Below are 17,878 nucleotides of genomic sequence, written 5' to 3' on the forward strand. Positions count from 1 at the left end.
CATCATGAATGATTCCGAGAAATCCCCGAGGGTCGTCTCGCTTGGCGACCGTTGCTGCGGCTGCGGCGCGTGCGCTGCCCGCTGCCCCAAGTCATGCATCTCCATGGAACCCGATGATTGTGGCTTCCTACACCCCACCGTCGACGCCTCCGGGTGCGTAGGCTGCGGGGCGTGCGACGCCGTATGCCCGGCGCTCAACGCCCCTGGGGAGGACGGGTGCGAGTTCGCCCTCTGGGCGAAGGCTCATGACGTCGGCTTACTCGATAGATCGTCGTCGGGCGGCGTGTTCGGTCTACTCGCCGGTGACGCTCTCTCGCGCGGCGGTGTTGTGGCGGGCGCCGCGTGGACGGACGGTTGCCGCGAGCTTCGTCACGTGCTCGTGGAGGACAGGCCGGCGCTCGGCGCCGTTATGCGCTCGAAATACGTTCAGAGCGCGGTTGGCCGCGGCGTCTTCGAGGGCGTCCGCGCTGCCCTGCGTGAAGGCAGGCCGGCGCTCTTTGCCGGTACTGCATGCCAGGTGGCTGGCATGCGCTCATACCTGGGGAAACTCGCCGACTCTGACCTCTTCCTCGGCGTCGACGTCATCTGCCACGGTGTTCCGTCTCCAGAGCTCTGGTCGCGCTGGGTCGACTACCGTGGTGAGGCCTTCGGGTCGGACGTCTGCGACGTCAATATGCGGAGTAAGACAACCGGATGGTTGTCTTTCTCCGCTATGTACAAGCACATAGCGGAGAAAGACAACACCGGGGACACCGAGTCCCAGATATTCGGCAAAGACTGGTACATGAAAGCGTTTCTGGCCAATGCGAGCCTTCGTTCGTCCTGTCTGGCATGTCCAGCAAAGCGCTCCAGCGGCGCCGATATCACGCTCGGTGATTTCTGGGGGTTCCAGAATACCCATCCCGAGGTCGACAACTCCAAGGGCGTATCTGCCGTCCTATGCAATACCGAGAAGGGCGTGCGGGCATTCGAGGCTATTTCTGGGCTTACTGCAAACGGTCCGGTGACGCTTGATGGGGTAATCGCGGGCAACCCTAGCCTCGTCCATTCTGTCACGCCTTATCCAAAGCGCGACGAGTTCTTGAACGACGTGTCTGCCGGGCTTTCCATCCCAGATCTCATGGACAAGTGGGATTTCCGTCCCACTCTCTGGCAGCGTGTCCGCGGCAAGCTTGGTGGTATTAAACGACGACTAAAGAGACTCGTTGGAAGGAGAGCCTAGATGGCCAAGGATCGCTACCTTCAAGCTCTTCGTGGGCTTGCGATTTCCGCAGTGGTGCTTATCCACTGTCTTCCTCAATGTGCCGCGTCGGTCGCCATTCGCCCATTCCTCAACTTTTCTGTTGCGTTGTTCTTGTTTTTATCCGGTGTTCTTACCGACGAGCGCAAATTTAATGCGGGGGGGGTCTTCGACGCCGCATTAGCAAGGTTGCCGGACCTTATGCGTTCTGGAGCGTTATCTATCTTGCGGCGTTTCCCGCCCTTCATGGGCGTCTGGGTTTCTGGCGTTCGCCGTGGGCTCCGTATCGGCTCAGATGTACTATCTATTGGTCTATTCACAGCTTGTGCTGCTTACTCCGGTACTGTTCAGGCTCCTTTCACGGTATAGGTTCTTTGTCTATTGTGTGACACCGGCTTGCTTGCTTCTAAGGGAGCTCGCTGCCGTTGCCGGTATCGCATTGCCTCTAATACAGGTTTTCTGCCCCATGTGGCTCATCTTTTATGTTTTCGGTCTCGACTGAAGGCGTTGGGCTGCGCTCATTGAAGGACGAACCACTCAGCTTGTTGCAGTGCTCTTTATATTTTTAATAATTCAGGAGGTCGCAGGCTTCTGGTGGTATTTGACTGGCGATTTCAATATGGCCACAACTCAGCTTAAGCTCGGTTCTGCCGCGACCTCTTTAGCTGTGATCGCGCTTCTTATGGCGGTTCCGGGATCATTCAAGTCGCGATTATCTTCTACTTTGCTTGTTGACCTTGGGAACGCCTCTTTTGGAATCTACCTCTGCCATATACTTGTTCTCAAGGCCGTTTGGAAACTGCTTGGATTATTCGTCATTCCACTTGGTGTTTCGACATTTGCTGTTTGGGCGCTAACTCTTGCCGGATCTTATTCGCTTGTATCACTTTGCGGTCGTTATTTGCCCGAACGAATTCACATCATTGTGGGATTATAAATTGATTTTCGATACTGGCGCTTTTCATAGCGTTGAAGCAAAGTGAGTCCATTACCAACATTTGGCACGCGATCATCGGTGAAGATACCGGACTTCCTGTTTTCGAACGAGAAGATGACTTTTTACTCAAAATGGCTGATTGGATTAACCAACCTGAAATAACCGGAATCAATCTCCCTTGGTCGAGCATCGAAAAATGGAAGGGGCAATTCAGGTAGCCATATTCCGCAGTCATTACCTTGCCTATTTCGTTAAGAATGAGGGGGTTTAGCAAAATAGGATACCCAAGTCTTATTTATCACTCGATCTAAAGCGCATTTCGATTGTAGAGGACAGATTAAATGAAAGGCATCATCCTCGCGGGCGGGTCCGGCACGCGACTGTACCCGCTCACTCTCGTGACCTCCAAGCAGCTGCTGCCGGTCTACGACAAGCCCATGATCTACTACCCGCTGTCCACGCTCATGCTGGCGGGCATCAAGGACATCCTGGTCATCTCCACGCCGACCGACCTGCCCAACTTCCAGCGCCTGCTGGGCGACGGCTCGCGCTTCGGCGTGAACCTCTCCTACGCCGAGCAGCCCTCGCCGGACGGCCTGGCGCAGGCCTTCACCATCGGCGAGGAGTTCATCGGCGGCGAGCCCTGCGCGCTCGTGCTGGGCGACAACATCTTCTACGGCAACGGCCTGTCGCGCCACCTGACGCGCGCCGTCCAGAACGCCGAGTCGGGCCGCGCCACGGTCTTCGGCTACCACGTGGACGACCCCGAGCGCTTCGGCGTCGTGGAGTTCGACGGCGAGGGGAGGGCCGTCTCCATCGAGGAGAAGCCCGCCGAGCCCAAGAGCTCCTACGCCGTCACCGGCCTGTACTTCTACCCGGGCGACGTGTCCTCCCGCGCCGCCGAGGTGAAGCCCTCCGCACGCGGCGAGCTGGAGATCACCACGCTCAACCAGATGTATCTGGAGGAGGGGACGCTCTCCGTGGTGACCCTCGGCCGCGGCTACGCGTGGCTGGACACCGGCACCATGGAGTCGCTCCACGAGGCGGCGGAGTTCGTCCGCGCCGTCGAGCACTCCCAGGACCTACCGGTCTCGGTGCCCGAGGAGATCGCCTGGGAGAACGGCTGGATCACGACCGCCGAGCTGGAGGAGGCGGCCAAGGCCTACGGCAAGTCGGTCTACGGTCGGCACCTGAAGAAGGTCGCCGCCGGCGAGATCGTCAACAGCCCGCGCGAGTACTAGGAGGAACCCCTCATGTCTGAGATCTTCGAACCCAAGAACATCATCGTCACGGGCGGCTGCGGCTTCATCGGCAGCAACTTCGTGCACTATGTGGTCAACAACCACCCGGGCGTCCACGTGACCGTCCTGGACAAGCTGACCTACGCCGGCAACCCCGAGAACATCTCCGGGCTGCCGTCGGACCGCGTGGAGCTCGTCGTCGGCGACATCTGCGACGCCGGGCTGCTCGATAGGATCGTCCCCGGTCACGACGCGATCGTGCACTACGCCGCCGAGAGCCACAACGACAACTCCATCGCCGACCCGGAGCCGTTCCTGCGCACCAACGTCGAGGGCACCTTCCGCCTGCTGGAGGCCGTCCGCAAGCACGGCATCCGCTACCACCACGTCTCCACCGACGAGGTATACGGCGACCTGGCGCTCGACGACCCGGCGAAGTTCACCGAGGAGACGCCGTACCGCCCGTCCTCGCCGTACAGCTCCACCAAGGCGTCCTCCGACATGCTCGTGCGCGCCTGGACCCGCACCTACGGGCTGCGAACCACCATCTCCAACTGCTCCAACAACTACGGCCCCTACCAGCACGTGGAGAAGTTCATCCCCAGGCAGATCACCAACATCATCGACGGAGTCCGCCCCAAGCTCTACGGCCGCGGCGAGAACGTCCGCGACTGGATCCACACCGAGGACCACTCCTCGGCCGTCTGGGACATCCTCACGAAGGGCCGCATGGGGGAGACCTACCTCATCGGCGCCGACGGGGAGAAGAACAACATCACCGTGCTGCGCATGATCCTTGCGGCCATGGGACGCGACCCCGAGGACTTCGACTGGGTCGCCGACCGCCCCGGCCACGATCGCCGCTACGCCATCGACTCGACCAAGCTCCAGCGCGAGCTGGGCTGGAGGCCGGCCCACACCGACTTCGCCGAGGGCCTGAAGGCCACCATCGACTGGTACGTGGCCAACGAGTCTTGGTGGCGCCCGGCCAAGGAGGCCACCGAGGCCCGTTACCGCGCACAGGGCCAGTAGGAGGGGAGAGAGACATGGCAGACATCGCATTCGAGAAGGACCTCTCCGTCGCCGAGACCGGCATCGAGGGCCTGAAGGTCGTCGACCTCGCCGTCCACGGCGACTCGCGCGGCTGGTTCAAGGAGAACTGGCAGCGCGCCAAGATGACCGCCCTGGACATCCCCGACCTCAGGGTCGTCCAGAACAACATCTCCTACAACGACAGCCGCGGCGTCACCCGCGGCATCCACGCGGAGCCCTGGGACAAGTTCATCTCCGTGGCCCGCGGCTCGGTCTTCGGCGCATGGGTGGACCTGCGCGAGGGCAGCGAGACCTTCGGCAAGGTGTTCACCTGCACGCTCGACCCGAGTAGGGCCATCTACGTCCCGCGCGGCGTGGGCAACTCCTTCCAGGCGCTCGAGGACGGCACCGCCTACACCTACCTGGTCGACGCCCACTGGTCGCTGGAGCTCAAGAGGACCTACACCTTCGTGAACCTCGCCGACCCCGAGCTCGACATCCAGTGGCCGATCCCGCTCGACCAGGCCACCGTCTCCGAGGCCGACCTCAACCACCCGTACCTCAAGGACGTCGTCCCGATGGCTCCCAGGCGCACCCTCGTCACCGGCTGCAACGGCCAGCTGGGGCATGCGGTCCGCAAGCTCGCCGAGGAGCGCGGCGTCGCCAAGGACTTCGACTTCTGCGACATCGACACCTTCGACATGTCCGACCCGGACGCCTACTCAAAATACGACTGGTCGCTCTACGGCACCGTGATCAACTGCGGTGCCTACACGGCCGTGGATAAAGCGGAGACCCCCGAGGGCCGTGTCATCGCCTGGAAGGCCAACGCGACCGGCCCGGCGCTCCTCGCCCGCACCTGCGCCGAGCACGGCATCACGCTCGTGCACGTCTCCTCCGACTACGTCTTTGACGGCACCGCCGAGGTCCATGACGAGGACGAGCCCCTCAGCCCACTGTCCGTCTACGGGCAGACCAAGGCGGCAGGCGACATCGCCGTGGCCGGCTGCCCGCGCCACTACATCATGCGCTCGAGCTGGGTCATCGGCGAGGGGCACAACTTCGTCAAGACCATGAAGGCGCTGTCCGACCGCGTCGCCGACCCGGGGGATAAGCTCACCCAGATCACCGTCGTTGACGACCAGCTGGGACGCCTGACCTTCACGCGCGACATGGCCGCGGCCATCTTCCACGTGCTGGAGAACAAGGCCCCCTACGGCACCTACGGCTGCACCGGCAGCGGCCGCGTCGCCTCCTGGGCCGAAATCGCGCGTGAGGTCTTCGAGGCCGCCAACGGCAACGGCGGCAAGGTGGTCCCGGTCTCCACGGCCGACTACTACGCCGGCGCCGCCGGCCCCATCGCACCGCGCCCGGTCCACTCCGCGCTCGACCTGTCCAAGCTGGAGTCCGCAGGCTTCCACATGCCCGACTGGGAGGAAGAGCTGGGGGAGTACCTCAAGACGCTCTAGTCGCTCTTAATAAATATGCGAGAATCAAAGCCGCCGTTCTTTAACGGCGGCTTTTCTTGTGCCTGGCGTATAGCTCTGTGCCGGTAAGTGCGGCGGTGGTCACCAAGCGAGAACAGCCTGTCGAGCTCATGCTAGGAGTTCGCGACGGGGCGGTTGACGGCGACCTGCCCGTCCCGGGTGAGCATGCAGGCCCAGTGGAAGGACTTCCCGACATCGAGCTAGAGGACGGCCCTCCTCGCGGGCGCTGCGTTGTTGGCCATGGTATCCTCCAATCGTCGGTCGATCGGAAGCCGTTTCCCGCGACACCCACATTACCTGGCCGTGGCCATCTTCCCTGAGGTCCGGCAGTTTCCTATCAGTCGTCTGAAACGGCGACGCCTGCGTCGGCAATACCCCCCCGGGACCTCTTCGGGGCAGGGAAAGACGGCCGTACGCGGGCGCCCGATCGGCGGCCCAGACGGGCTTGCTTGCATCGTATGCGACACCGGGAAATGCATCAACGGGGTATCGAATAGCTCGTTTCTGACTGTAATGGGGCTTCGTCGCCGGTCGAGCAAAGTAGCCGGACCTTATGCGCTCTGGAGCGTTATCCATCTCGTAACGTTTCCCCGCCATTCATGGGCGTCTGAGTTTCTGGCATCGCTGTGGGCACCGCATCAGCTCAGATGTACTATCTATTGGTCTATTATGGCGAGGCTGTGGACGAGTTCATCGACTCGAAGTCGGGGCGAGGATAGACGCGAAGACAGGAGGGATTCTCTGATGGATAGCGTGTTCAATGACCATGTGTTCCCTAAATACAAGGATCAACAGGTCATGAAGCCTCAGATGCATGGCTTCAATGACCCCACTTTGAGGAATTTCATGCTGTTGGACTCGTCTGCCCTGGTGAAAGACGAGCTTAAAGCCGACAGGTTCGACGATGAGTTCATTAGATCCTTCCTCAATGCCGCCAAGGAGCTTGCGGCCGCCGGGAGGAGAGCGACCGACAGGCCGGGCATGTATGTGATGCTGGAACATTCCTACGCGATTCCGGTGATGTTCCTCACAAGGCACTGTATTGAGCTTTCAATTAAGAGGGCGATAAAAAGATGTGGGGCTAAGCCTAAGAAAGACCACAGCCTTACAAACCTGTGGAACTCCTTGCTCTCGAGGTTTCCGGGGCAAAAGTGCCGTGAAGACAATACAACCATCAAGAACATGGGTGCTTTTGTAAAAGCCATTGCCGAAATCGATGACAACGGCATCAGTCTCCGCTATCCGCAGGACAAATCAGGCAGACTGACGCAGGACAGGCCGCTATTCGTGAATGACGAGGAAGTTGTCTCGTATTTGGAGAAGTTCGTAGAGCAGCTTCAGCTGATTGACTTCGATTATCTTGTCGAGAATGGTAAATAAGCAGCTGGAGACCGCTCTTTATCGTTTGTAAAACCATTGGTTGGAATCATGGTTGTATTAGCCGGTTAATCAGAACAGCTGTTGATTATTTTTTAACAGCTTAATTAAGATACCTGTAATTTATGCATAAAAGGTAGTGAATTGCTACCTTTACCATATGGATCTGTGAGTAAGTGCTTCGAGATGATGATGCCGATCTCGCTTCAATTTATGGGTGTATCGAAAAATAAGGGCGGAGTCGCTCTCGCGTTCCCGCCCCGCAAACCCGAATGATTCTGACTTTCCCGTTATCCGGAACGGCCGGGAAAGTTCGCGTCTCAGTCCGGAAAACCCAATGCTTAAAGCGACGATGCCAAGGGGCTACTCGGTCAGCTTCTTGCATCCGTACCAGGTCAAGGGGAGGGGCAGCCTGTAGAACGAGGTCGGCTCCATAGGGATCTCCTCGAGACTTCCGTTGCCTCGCCGAACCCACGAAGTTCCGTTTGCGTCGGTGAAAGCCGTTTCGGGTGCCGTGCGTACTCCCATTCCGTGCCCTTCCGTCGGGAGCCATGTGTACCATGCTCCAGGAGGAAGCGTGCCGACGCAGACGCGGTCGGGAAAAGCGGGACGGTTGTCCTCTCCTTTGAAAGAGGGGCCGGCTCCGCTAATCCCGACACAGGTGACGATTACGTCGTAGACGGGGGACTCGCTTTCGTTTCGAAGCACGACTAACTGCCAGACGAATCGATTGTCCTTGGGCTGATCGGTTCGGTTTCGACCCCCTTCGTACCATGCCGATATGCGGGATGGCTGATACCGCTTGATGTCGTCCTCCCTGTTCCTTTTGTTCTGGCTGCTTTGCCGCAATGCGGCAATCAAGGTCCCCAAGGTAAAGAATCCGATGAATGCTTGGACAATCAGATTGGCGATGTCTATATCGATGCCAAAAATCATTGGATGGTCACCGGCTCAGCGTCGTGGGGCGATAATTCTAACTCCGAATAATACGGCTTGATCGATGGTCGACGTTACGTAAACGTCAAAATGGGTTTGTCTTAACAGCCTTATTTTCTTAAGACAAACTTGCCGCGACGCCAATTCAAAGAGTTTGCCGTGACGCAGACAGATGCAGTTGGTTGCTGAAAAGCGTGGTTATTTGGGCAGGATTCGCTTCAAAACGCCCGTCGATTATTACGATCTAATGCAGCCTGTAGGGTGGATGTACTTCGATAAGCAGTAGTCGACATGCTCTGGTTTTGAACGAAAAGTCCCAGAGACAATCGATAACGATTCTTCTTTGATGATGCGAGCGGCGCTACCATTAGCAGCGCCGCTTGTTTTCCGCTCGCAGATAGATCCCGCCATGTTGACCACCGAATGCATCTTGACCGACGTGCTCGTACTCCTATTCGGGCACAGAAATTGGAGGCGCGGCCCCCAGCGTCTACTCAGCGAAATTCGTTAAGAAAGCTGACATCGAACACTGTGAACTCCGTCATCGAATCGAATCTCATTGACTGGGATGCGTTCATTAATGATGACTTTGATGCCTATTTCAAAGCTCGCGTCATGGCTTTGCTGGACGCTATTGAGTTCGCACTGGGCAAGTCCATCTCCGATAGGGGCACCGAGGAAACAGTAAAGAGATTTGGCCGCTCATTGGAATAAGATGCTTCTTAGCTCCGTTATTGGTTATAGAAAGAAGGCTTAATGTCTGATTTTGAAATTTTGCAGCAGTTGTGCGAAACAGCAGACGAACTTTCAAAGAAATACATCAGCTCTAGTTCGCCTGACTTTAAAGCATGGAAGACAAGGGCGGACAGGCTTTTAATTAGGCGATTTGGAAAAGACAGCTACGAATTTAAAAGCTTTAACAAAATCAGCTACTCGTTGTCTTTCTTCACCTCCGGTACGCCCGACTCGGCTTTCGTTGAAGCCTGTGCGGACGGCCTGCGCAGTGCAAAAGCTGTGCTGGAGACATACCTTGATGAGTTTTCAGACGAAGGGGAAACCGGATCGACTGCAAATGTTGGAGATTATTCGAAGGTATTTATCGTTCATGGTCACAACGGAGAGCTTAGAGAAAGGGTCGCGAGAATCATCGAAAGGCAGGGCCTGACGGCGGTTGTCCTAAACGAGCAGTCAAATCAGGGCAAGACAATCATCGAAAAGCTGGAAATTGAAGGCGATGCAGCAGGAGCGGTATGCCTTTTTACGGCGGACGACGAAGGAAGAGCCCAGGCAGAACAGTCGGAAAAGCCCAGGGCTAGACAAAATGTTGTATTTGAAGCCGGATACTTTATTGGTCGGCTTGGCAGGGAAAACGTTGCAATTCTTGTTGACAAAGGTATCGAGATTCCCTCCGATCTACAGGGCGTCGTTTATACCGGAACAGACAGTTGGGAGTTCGGCCTCTTGAAAGAACTCAAGTCCATGGGATATTCCATCGACTTTAATAAGATGGGTATCTAATCCGTTGATCCCTCCTTTCACCGACTGGCAAAACGATTTACACCTAATTGTGGACATTGCCCACACGATTTCTCTTTGCTCCCGCATTGATCTCGCTAAACTATTAATTGCTGCTACCAGGGCATTTTCTGGTGCACATTCTATTGGCTCCTGCGAAGATCGGAGCAGGTATGTTTGCTGCCAAGTCCCACACCAGCCGTCATTACATTCCGATTGTTGCCATGGCCTGCCTATGCGTTTTGCTGGGCGGGCCTTCTTATGCCGCTGGCGCGGAGAGCCTCATCATCGCGGGCGCGACGTACTACGAGCCGGGCGCGTCGGGCCCCGGCTGGGTCTGGACCGATGCCGACCACCTGGAGCTTAATGGCTACGCGGGCGAGGCCATCGGCGCCGAGGGCGACCTGGTGCTGACGCTTGCCGGGCAGAACTCCGTGACGGAGTCGCATGCGCCCGATGCGGACATCACGCTGTGCGGCATGGAGGTGTGGGGCAACCTGACGCTTCGCGGCACCGGGACCCTGACGGCGACGGGCTCGCAGTGCGGGATCCACGTCTCGCAGGCGCTCGCGGTGGACGGCTGCACCGTCGATGCCCGGGCGGACGGGGCCGATATTACGGACGAGGCGGTCGCCGGCGTGATCGCAGGCGCCATGGCCGTGCGCGGCGGCGGGCGCGTCGTTGCCGCGGGCGCCGATGGCGGAGCGGACGTGCACGCCTATGGCGTGTATCTGCAAGATGCTGGCCTTGGCGATAGTGCGGCCAGCTGCCGGCTTTCCGTCAACGCCTCGTGGCTTGATGCGACCGGTGCCAGCTGCCGGCTTTCCGTCAACGCCTCGTGGCTTGATGCGACCGGTGCCGACGGCGGTGTTGCGTGCACGGGCGGGTCGCTTGTGTCCGCGCGGCTTGTGATGCCTGCCGGTGGGGCTTTTGGTGCTAGCGGCGTGGTGGATGCCTCCGATGCTGTGGCACCGCATGTGGTGGTTGAGCCCGATGCGGCCACACCTCCGGTGGGGGAGACCGATGGAGACGACGTGCCCGGCGATAGCGCGGACAAGTCTCCCATCGATGCTAACCCCGCTGCCGGAGAGCCCACCACGGGGCCCAAGGCAAATCCCGCGCCGAAGCCCGCGGCCGCGACAACCAAGACAACAACGACAGTAGCCAAGACCACGGTGTCCACGTCCTCCAGGCCCAAGGCCGCCACCGCGACCACTGCGACGCTCCCCAAGACCGGCGACAACTGCTGGACCCCCGCTTCCGTGATGCGTTTCCTGCTTGGTGCAGTGCTTCTAGCTGCCGCATGTCGCTATTGAGATAGCTGCCTTTTGGAAGAAAGGGACATCCACAAGGATAGCTATTTGTTTGTTTGCGTATAGGCGTCCAATTATCGAAGGCAGAGGCCATACGGACGCAGCCATGGGCCGAATCGTGACAACGAGACCCGGGATAATATACGCGAGAAAAGAATTAACAATAAAGTGGGGCATACCACAAGCAACAATAAGGGCACCGGGACCTATGTAGGCTCCGGTGCCCAAGCACAATATCGGCAGTACACGGAGCTCCGCAATACGGCGATCATGGTCGGGCACAAGGCGGATTTAAATTCGCTGAGTTCATTTTTAGTGCGAGCAGTATGGTATAGCCCCTCTTTTGCGTATACCCGGCTGATGCAGTCAAAGTCTACGTCCCATGCGTAGAATTGCTTGGTATATAGAATTGCAACATCATTAAGTATTCTGGGAGCATCTTGTGAAGTTTAACGAATGGGCTGAATTAATATGCGCGGTTATCTCTTTACTTGTAATAGCCATCATTGGCATGAAACAGTATTGCCAGAGTAAGCGCATGGAAGAATTCGAGCGTCGCCAGGACGAAAGAGACGAACGCAGACACGCCGAAGGGAATAAGGCGCAGGCGGTCGAGTTTATCTCGAAGTATTACACAGACAGAGGCTTAATTCCGCTTTGCGCTGTCGCCGCCATGTACAATGATCTTTTCCATTATTCACGTAAGATGTATTGGGAATTCTGCTGCCTTGTGCCGGAGGTGCAGAATCTGATTCTTAAATACTGTGATCTTGACTTGCGGGTCAGGGGAGAGGACGACCTGTTCGTCCGTTGCATCGCCGCAGTCGAAGCCGCCCTCCGTGACCGCTTTCCAGAAGATAAAACTATTCTTTATGAAGATGGGAAATACGTGCTTCGCAGCCTCGAAAGGTATGCGGGGGAGAGACTGCCAGCACCTCGGGTTGACCTTCCTCCCGAGCGCTTGGATTCTTCCTTCCTGTCCCCTGATGGCTGTGCCCCGGAGTACGATTACCTTATCCGTAAGGTCCTTTCCGAGGCCTTCGAGTCGAGGGGCGCTTCCTTCACCCCCATTTCCCATCTAAAAAAGGAATATCAATTCCAAGCGAGCTCCGAGATTGAGGCCTGCCGGTTCGCGACGACCGTTGCATTCTACGCGGCAACCTACGGCTCTGGCGACGAGACCAACGATAGGGACTACGGGTGCCCCGGCGGTTTCGATGGCGAGAGAATCGAGACCATGGAAGACCTATTTCTTCTTGCCGTCTTCCAGATATATACCAAGCTTCTGCTTCCGAACGAGGGGTAAGAAATAACACGAGGCATTCGTTATTTGACTCTGCCAAATTCATTTTCAAAATCTCACTCATTTCCTTCATTACTTGGGCATACTTAAATCAGAAATTGGTCGTAGGGCGCGACCAACGAAATCAAAAGAAAGCCCACTGAGAAGATGTCTTCAATCTCTTTGGGTTGGAGGCATTTTCTTTTTCGGAGAGTCTGCATGAATTCTAAAAATGTCTTTTTGACAAACTCGTTCTACAAAGAACATCCAAACCATCTAGTCTGCTCTTTATACTCGGATATAAACACTAAGGAGGTAGACGTGTTTTGGAGCTATGTTCAGCTTGATGACGGCACTCAGTTTGCCTACTCAGAGACAAGAGATGACGGGACCGTTCGCGTAGCCGTCGAGCGTCCGGTTGACCTTGGCTTTGACCATGCAGAATGCTTCTTGCCTGCGGTTAATTGGTTCAATGTCGAAGGATTTTCTATTGACGATCTGGATTTTTTGACCGAGTTCGTTAGATCAAACGCCCCATTAGTCTTTGAGCTTGCAGAACGGCAAAAGGCCGGACCGGCGGCATCGGCGCTGGTCCTCTGACGCTCTACTGTTGAACGGTAATTAACTCATGATTTCGCCTACCGACATATCCACTGCCGTCACCCGCGTGCTGGCTCAATACGACGTCAGCGTAGCCTATTTATTTGATTCGTTTGCCCGAGGCGAGCAAACGCCCGATAGCGATATTGACTTGCGCCTAGTTTGCGGCAACACCATGACGTTCGGCACGCTTTACGAACTCTCCCATGAGCTCGAGAGGGAACTTGGGCGAAAGGTTAAAATCGTCGCCAACCCACCAGAGCACATGCGCCCAGCATTCCGCAAAAGCATCAAGCAGGAAGAGATACGCCTTTATGTCTCAACATAAACGAAACGATGAGCTTACGGATACAACCCTACAGCCCTGTCCTCCCAAAGAACCTAACGCCGAAAGCCTAGAGGCCATCCGCGAAGGGGATGCGTTCTTTGCCAGTGGAGAACTAGGTCGTTTCGACAACTCCGCCGACCTTATCAATGCAGCTCTAAATGCCCCTGAAATGTGAGAAAACTCAATCACCAAAGAGACGGCCGTCTTGGAGGTGCCAGATCGGCGAGGTACGTACCTCGCCATTTTTGTCCTTCGACGGATAGCGGTACTATCCAGCCTTCTGGCATAGCCCGAGAGCCGACGAGCGCGACCGTGTGACTTCTGGGTTTGCCTTGCAGCTCTTCCCATTCATTTGTATGCTTGACTTTGATTTTGGTCGTAAGGCGCGACCAACGGAATCAAAAGAAAGCCTGCCGAGAAGACCTTGGTCGCAGAGCACGACCAACGCAATCAAAACAATGCTCGCGGAGAAGGCGCTTTCAATCGCATTGATTGGAGGCGCCTCTAATACCAAGAGATATCTACTCTGCCGGAGAGCCAGGAGCAAAGGTGGCGGTCGAACGCGCCTGATAACGGGTATCGCTCTAACGAAACCAGTACTACGCTTGGATCCAGGACCTCGTTTCCGGAAGCCGCACGACCAGTGGACTCGCCGAAGAGTTGCGCCGCGGTTGCATTGTGGGCGCGGGCGACCCGTCACCCGTATAGAATCAAACCATCCGCACGCCAGTTATTGAATGGATTGGACACCACATGGAAATCCCAGGCACCCTGTGCAGCAATGTGTACGACTTCGCGTTTTGCCCCGAGCCCTGCTACGACCGCTTGGCCGACCTCGCCGACCCCGAGGACTGGGGTCCCGGCAACCGCATCCTCAAAAACTACCTGTCGTTTTCGTTTAGCCGCGCAGTATTTTTGACCGAGCGCGACGTGGACCAGACCGCGCCGTCCAACCTGCCGCTGGTGTTCGACGACGACCGATGCCTGTTTAACACCGGCCTGTACACGCGCCGCTACGAGACCATCTACGGCCTGTTTGAGCCCAACACCAAGCCCGACGCGCGCCAGCGCTGGTTTTTGAAGGGCTTCTTTAAGGAGAGCGACCCCATGCTGGTCTCGTTTGAGTACCTGCCGTGCCGCGTGCGCTTTGCCGAGGACCCCTCCGAGCTTGTCTTTGACTACCGCCTGCCCATCCGCTCCAACATCGACCACATTCTGGGCGACGAGGAGAACCTGACGCGCATTCCTGCTAGCCTGATGGGGGAGGACAACTCGCTGCTGCTGCGCCGTGCCTTTGAGGGCGCCGTCGTCGAGGCCGCCCGCCGCGCCGCAGCCAACTATACGCTCGCGGTGCCGCAGTTCTACGGCGGCCGGATCCAGCTACTCCTACCGCTGTGCCTGACCGGCGACAAGCCCGAGCTGGCGCTGACCATCCAACGCGAGGACGGTTTCTACGCCGCGCGCACCTGTCTCACGCTCGACATGGCCTACAACAACGCGCGACTTATCTGCCGCCCCGAAACCTCGTGGATTAAACGATAAAGGGTGATTTAGCTGCGGTTTTGCCGATTGTTTTGGTTGTTTTGACTTGGCTAGCACCCACGAATTTAAAATCGAGGGCAAAAAGTTCTTGGAAAACCTCGCGCGGCTATGTTAGTATCTCTTTTGCCGAAAGGCGACGGGCGATTGGCTCAGGGGTAGAGCATATCCTTCACACGGATGGGGTCACAAGTTCGAATCTTGTATCGCCCACCATCAAAAGAGCAGGCCAGAGGTGTTAAGCCTCTGGCCTTTTTCTTTTTGACACTAAATCTGACACCAAAACCAATCGCAGTCGTCTAAGGCGAGATTTTTATTCCACCCTTTTTGCTGACGCCATTGCACGTTTTGCATAAAATGCATGCGTATTTTCATTGAATTCCCCGTGTGATCCAAGCGCAAATGTGAAGAAAGAGATCACACGCCCAGAGCGCCTTCCAGCGGATTTCTATCACACGAAGGTTTTTCGGCGGAACTCGTCAAGTATTTGGTCAGTATTTGGTCAGCCTCCCGTACTTACCCGCATGATGCCCCGTTAGATAATCGTCCACGACCACAACCGCATGGTCTACGGCCGATACCAGGGGAGGCGCAAATGGACGAAATCGTCTGCGCAAACACCGCATTCCGCTATTGGCGCTGCCCACCGCAGGTGCGCGACCTCTACCCGTGCCTACCCAACTCCGAAGAAGGCTGGCGAGCTCTATCCCAAGCCCCTTTCGTAACCGACGTCCTCAAGACCCCGATTATCGCTGTTGCTTCGCCAGGTTGTTGTAATCACCACTCGGGATTGCGCTCCACTATTCGCTGGGAAGGGGCATCGGATGTCAGCACAACAATCGACACTCATTTAGGCTTTTGTGTCACCAATCCGCTTAACACGTTATTTACTATGACGCGCTTTGTGTCCCAAATAGATCTCGTACTGGCTATGTACGAACTTTGCGGCTGGTTTTCTGTATTCGAGCCGGCTCCCGCTGCCGAAATGCAGCTAAAAATGGCGGTAGAGGAGAATCGCAATTCCAGCACGCAGGATTTGTTCGAACTTGGAGAGGGCGAAGACGAGGTTCCATGGAAACGAGTTTATGCCCGCGCAACCGTAAAGGACCCAGATAATGATGGCCAAACGAGCAAGCGTAAGGATGAAAGAGAGGTTACGAAACTCAAAGGTACTTCTCTTTGGATGAGAAAGCCGCTCATCGAGCTAAGCGATCTGCATCGATTCGCCGACAAGATCAAAAGTCAAATGTGGGGAAAGCAGTTTTATGATGCCACTCAGCAGGTTATCGGCATTGCTGCGTCTCCGCTCGAGGTCGCCGGGGTCCTGCTTCTAAGTCGTTCTCGACGTCTAGGTGGTGCAGGATTCAGATACGTGTACCTCAACGATTTAACCCCTCTATCCGTGGCAGCCCAAAGCATCGCAGGTCAAAAGGTTTGCTACGGCGACATCGTGATTGTAAACCCAATCCTAATGAAGGCAGTAATTATCGAGATCCAAGGTGAAGTCATCCATGGCTCAGGCGCGGTACTTGATCACGATGCGGAGCGCATGACTGCGCTCCAGAGCATGGGATTCGATGTATTCCTGGTGACTCACGATATGCTCAACGATTCAAAGCAGTTAGACACCATAATCAAAAGCGTCTGCAGTCGTTTGGGGATTCAATATAAAGCCAAATCCGAGGCAATGAAGTGCGCCGAGACGCGACTGCGAGCAAATGTTTTGTGCAACTGGTTGGAAATCGGAAATTAGCCGGCGATAAGGAACTAGAAAGATCTAGTTTGCCTGCTAGCGAATTATTGCCATTTCAAAACTATGCCGGATTACGGGGCTGGACCCGGACCGGCCGTCCATACCCTGCATTTCACGGAATGCGCAAGCCGTCTACCTGCGGTTTTGATTTTACCGATGACGGCATGCTCGGGGGTTCCCGGCCTGGCCCCGTAAACCGGCATGGTTTTGAAATCGCCGGGTCGGCGGGAGCGCGATTGGCCCCGGTAATGGGCCTGGCGCCGGCAAGACGGCCGTTGGGCGGATGGCGGCCCGCGCCGCGATTGCGAAATTTTCCAAAATTGTCCTTGCATCGCCGGGGGAGTTCCCGTATAGTACTTCTTCGCACGGGGGCGTAGCTCAGCTGGGAGAGCGCTTGACTGGCAGTCAAGAGGTCAGGGGTTCGATCCCCCTCGTCTCCACCCGAGCATTGAATGAGGCTCCAACGCAAGTTGGGGCCTTTTTTCATATAGGCACACAAGGTCAAAGGCGGCACCATGATCCTCCTGGCCGACAAGATCGTCCGTTGAACGGGCGCCGCGTGCATGGTAGTATTTCACGACGTGGTTCAAGATAAGGATCTGTTCTATTGGCCTCTATCGCACACGCCATTTTATAAGGGCTCTTGGCGCAACGGTTAGCGCAGGGGACTCATAATCCCTGGGTTCTGGGTTCGAATCCCGGAGGGCCCACCAGAGAATCAAGGGGCCGGGCAAATAGCCCGGCTTCTTTTTGCCATAGTTCCCACTCCATATGCCTGCCAAATTGCTTTGATAAACGTTTGCAGTTCAAATCCACGTAAAAGATTATGCTGGTTGACAAGAACCATTTCAAAACTATGCCGGATTACGGGGCTGGACCCGGACCGGCCGTCCATACCCTGCATTTCACGGAATGCGCAAGCCGTCTACCTGCGGTTTTGATTTTACCGATGACGGCATGCTCGGGGGTTCCCGGCCTGGCCCCGTAAACCGGCATGGTTTTGAAATCGCCGGGTCGGCGGGAGCGCGATTGGCCCCGGTAATGGGCCTGGCGCCGGCAAGACGGCCGTTGGGCGGATGGCGGCCCGCGCCGCGATTGCGAAATTTTCCAAAATTGTCCTTGCATCGCCGGGGGAGTTCCCGTATAGTACTTCTTCGCACGGGGGCGTAGCTCAGCTGGGAGAGCGCTTGACTGGCAGTCAAGAGGTCAGGGGTTCGATCCCCCTCGTCTCCACCCGAGCATTGAATGAGGCTCCAACGCAAGTTGGGGCCTTTTTTCATATAGGCACACAAGGTCAA

The 17,878-nt window shown here is 56.6% G+C and carries 14 protein-coding genes and 4 tRNA genes; all 18 read left to right on the forward strand.

Annotation, left to right across the window (positions count from 1 at the left end; translation table 11 throughout):
* Positions 1-4: 4 nt before the first annotated feature.
* The 18 genes from ABCP74_RS04210 (at position 5) to ABCP74_RS04295 (ending at position 17,813) form a co-directional block, all read left to right on the forward strand.
* Positions 5-1,222: a Coenzyme F420 hydrogenase/dehydrogenase, beta subunit C-terminal domain gene (locus tag ABCP74_RS04210; RefSeq protein WP_343011726.1), complete on the forward strand. Its 1,218-nt coding sequence runs from the start codon at positions 5-7 to the stop codon at positions 1,220-1,222.
* Positions 1,223-1,609: a hypothetical protein gene (locus ABCP74_RS04215; RefSeq protein WP_195503353.1), complete on the forward strand. Its 387-nt coding sequence runs from the start codon at positions 1,223-1,225 to the stop codon at positions 1,607-1,609. It abuts the gene before it with no gap.
* Positions 1,610-1,760: 151 nt separating this feature from the next.
* Positions 1,761-2,177 carry an acyltransferase family protein gene (locus ABCP74_RS04220; protein ID WP_343000870.1) on the forward strand — a complete coding sequence of 139 codons (417 nt, stop codon included), beginning with the start codon at positions 1,761-1,763 and terminating at the stop codon, positions 2,175-2,177.
* 341 nt (positions 2,178-2,518) lie between these two features.
* Positions 2,519-3,418 carry a glucose-1-phosphate thymidylyltransferase RfbA gene (gene rfbA / locus ABCP74_RS04225; RefSeq protein ID WP_195503351.1) on the forward strand — a complete coding sequence of 300 codons (900 nt, stop codon included), beginning with the start codon at positions 2,519-2,521 and terminating at the stop codon, positions 3,416-3,418.
* Positions 3,419-3,430: 12 nt separating this feature from the next.
* Complete coding sequence (gene rfbB, locus ABCP74_RS04230) at positions 3,431-4,450, forward strand: dTDP-glucose 4,6-dehydratase (RefSeq protein WP_271755818.1); 1,020 nt, start codon at positions 3,431-3,433, stop codon at positions 4,448-4,450.
* A 14-nt stretch (positions 4,451-4,464) separates the two neighbouring features.
* Positions 4,465-5,919, forward strand: coding sequence for a sugar nucleotide-binding protein (locus ABCP74_RS04235; RefSeq protein WP_343000795.1), 1,455 nt, complete (start codon positions 4,465-4,467; stop codon positions 5,917-5,919).
* A 762-nt stretch (positions 5,920-6,681) separates the two neighbouring features.
* Positions 6,682-7,317, forward strand: a complete 636-nt coding sequence (locus ABCP74_RS04240; protein ID WP_055287434.1) for a HEPN domain-containing protein — start codon at positions 6,682-6,684, stop codon at positions 7,315-7,317.
* A gap of 1,689 nt (positions 7,318-9,006) precedes the next feature.
* Entirely contained in the window at positions 9,007-9,768 is a 762-nt protein-coding gene (locus ABCP74_RS04245; RefSeq protein WP_343000794.1) for a TIR domain-containing protein, read from the forward strand.
* Between the two features lie 170 nt (positions 9,769-9,938).
* Positions 9,939-11,081 (forward strand): hypothetical protein, encoded by a 1,143-nt coding sequence (locus ABCP74_RS04250; protein WP_343000793.1) that lies wholly within the window; start codon positions 9,939-9,941, stop codon positions 11,079-11,081.
* A gap of 439 nt (positions 11,082-11,520) precedes the next feature.
* Complete coding sequence (locus ABCP74_RS04255; RefSeq protein WP_343000792.1) at positions 11,521-12,384, forward strand: hypothetical protein; 864 nt, start codon at positions 11,521-11,523, stop codon at positions 12,382-12,384.
* A gap of 195 nt (positions 12,385-12,579) precedes the next feature.
* Positions 12,580-12,960 (forward strand): hypothetical protein, encoded by a 381-nt coding sequence (locus ABCP74_RS04260; protein WP_343011780.1) that lies wholly within the window; start codon positions 12,580-12,582, stop codon positions 12,958-12,960.
* A gap of 28 nt (positions 12,961-12,988) precedes the next feature.
* Positions 12,989-13,288: a nucleotidyltransferase family protein gene (locus ABCP74_RS04265; RefSeq protein ID WP_343000790.1), complete on the forward strand. Its 300-nt coding sequence runs from the start codon at positions 12,989-12,991 to the stop codon at positions 13,286-13,288.
* A 753-nt stretch (positions 13,289-14,041) separates the two neighbouring features.
* Positions 14,042-14,830, forward strand: coding sequence for a DUF3825 domain-containing protein (locus ABCP74_RS04270; protein ID WP_343000789.1), 789 nt, complete (start codon positions 14,042-14,044; stop codon positions 14,828-14,830).
* Positions 14,831-14,968: 138 nt separating this feature from the next.
* Positions 14,969-15,043: transfer RNA gene (locus ABCP74_RS04275), tRNA-Val, on the forward strand.
* A gap of 379 nt (positions 15,044-15,422) precedes the next feature.
* A complete protein-coding gene (locus tag ABCP74_RS04280; RefSeq protein ID WP_138340976.1) occupies positions 15,423-16,580 on the forward strand; it encodes a hypothetical protein in 1,158 nt (385 codons plus the stop codon).
* A 367-nt stretch (positions 16,581-16,947) separates the two neighbouring features.
* Positions 16,948-17,020 (forward strand) — tRNA-Ala (locus ABCP74_RS04285).
* Between the two features lie 197 nt (positions 17,021-17,217).
* A tRNA-Ile gene (locus ABCP74_RS04290) sits at positions 17,218-17,293 on the forward strand.
* Positions 17,294-17,740: 447 nt separating this feature from the next.
* A tRNA-Ala gene (locus ABCP74_RS04295) sits at positions 17,741-17,813 on the forward strand.
* Positions 17,814-17,878: the final 65 nt, after the last annotated feature.

The organism is Collinsella aerofaciens, from assembly GCF_039062315.1.
GTDB lineage: Bacteria > Actinomycetota > Coriobacteriia > Coriobacteriales > Coriobacteriaceae > Collinsella > Collinsella aerofaciens_BG.